Raw genomic sequence first — 1656 nt, 5'->3', positions numbered from 1 at the left:
GCGAGTTCACGTGCGCCGACCTGCAGCAGGTGCAGCAGGTGCGGGGCGAAGCTGTTCCAGACGTCCATCCGGAAGCGGTCCTCGGCGTCGCGCCAGAGGGTGACCGTCGCGCCGTCGAAGAGCGTGCGGCGGGCGGAGCCGACCTTGAGGCCGTCGATGTCGCGGGCGCAGCCGAGGGTCATCAGCTCAGGCGCGCGCGGCCCCTCGATGACGAAGGTCACCTCGCGGGCCGAGATCTCGACCAGGCTGTGCGGCAGGGCCGCGTAGACCGAGGCGCAGGCGCCTGCCACCGGCGCGGCCTCGGCGGCCAGCACCAGCCACTCGTCGGGACCGAGGCAGGCCACCTCCACGGCGCCCTTGACGGTCTCGCCGACCTTGCGCGGCAGCGCCACGCCGAGCGCCTGCTCGAGCGGCGCCAGATCACCGCGGGCGCGCAGCGAGAAGCGCACCTTGGGCAGGATCGAGCTCACCTTGGCGGCCGAGGTCTCGGCCAGCGTGGCGGGCGGGAAGGCGGAAAGCGGAGCGTTCATCAGGGCCTCCTCAGATCTTCAGGCGGGCGTTTTCGGGGTCGACGAAGATCGGTCCGGTGATCTTCGCCGCGATGGTGCGGTCGGGCATCGGGATGTGCACGGTCTCGCCCATCCGCCCGTGGCCGCCCTGCACCAGCGCCAGCGCGATGGGACGGCCCGCCGCGCCCGAGTTGTACGAAGACGTCACGTGGCCGACCATGGTCATCGGGATCGCCTGCTTCGGGTCGAAGACGATCTGCGCCCCCTCCTCGAGCTTGCTGCCATCCTCGGTCAGCAGGCCGACCAGCTGCTTGCGGCCCTCGGCCACCAGGTCGGGCCGCGCCAGGCCGCGCTTGCCGACGAAGTCGGGCTTCGACTTGCCCACGGCCCAGCCCATGCCAGCGTCATAGGGCGTGACCGTGCCGTCGGTGTCCTGGCCGACGATGATGTAGCCCTTCTCGGCGCGCAGCACGTGCATGGTCTCGGTGCCATAGGCGCAGATGTCGTATTTCTGACCCGCCTCCCAGAGCGTCTCCCAGAGCTTGCGGCCCATCGGTGCGGGCACGTTGACCTCGAAGCCGATCTCGCCGGTGAAGCTGACGCGGAAGAGGCGCGCCGGCATGCCCGCCACGGTGCATTCCACGCAGGACATGTGCGGGAAAGCCTCTTCGGTCAGCTCGACGCCCTCGACCAGCGGCGCCAGCAGCTTGGCGGCGTTCGGGCCGTTGAGCGCGATGGTCGACCATTGCTCGGTGGTCGAGGTCAGCCAGACGTTCAGGTCGGGCCACTCGGTCTGCAGGTAGTCCTCCATCATGTTCAGCACGCGCGCGGCACCGCCGGTGGTGGTGGTGACGTGGAACTTGTCCTGCGCCATGCGGCCGATGACGCCGTCGTCGCGGATGAAGCCGTCGTCGCCGCAGAGCAGCCCGTAGCGGCAGCGGCCCGGCGCGAGCTTGGTCCAGGGGTTGGTGTACATGCGGTTCATGAACTCGACCGCATCGGGGCCGACGACCTCGATCTTGCCCAGCGTCGAGGCGTCGAAGATGCCGACGCTCTTGCGGGTGGCGCGGCACTCGCGGCTGACCGCGGCCTCCATGTCCTCGCCCTTCTCGGGGAAGTACCAGGCCCGGCGCCACTGGCCGACCGG

2 protein-coding genes are annotated in these 1656 nt (G+C 70.2%); both read right to left on the bottom strand.

Annotated elements, in window-relative coordinates; all coding sequences use genetic code 11:
- On the bottom strand, positions 1-530 hold a 530-nt coding region (locus IQ782_RS29540), incomplete at its 3' end, for a sarcosine oxidase subunit gamma (RefSeq protein ID WP_194138231.1).
- Between the two features lie 10 nt (positions 531-540).
- Positions 541-1656: glycine cleavage T C-terminal barrel domain-containing protein (locus IQ782_RS29535; RefSeq protein WP_240989679.1), on the bottom strand; the 1116-nt coding region annotated here is incomplete at its 5' end.

This window comes from Salipiger mangrovisoli (assembly GCF_015223355.1).
Classification (GTDB): Bacteria; Pseudomonadota; Alphaproteobacteria; order Rhodobacterales; family Rhodobacteraceae; genus Salipiger; species Salipiger mangrovisoli.
This window is presented reverse-complemented; position numbering and strand designations above follow the sequence as displayed.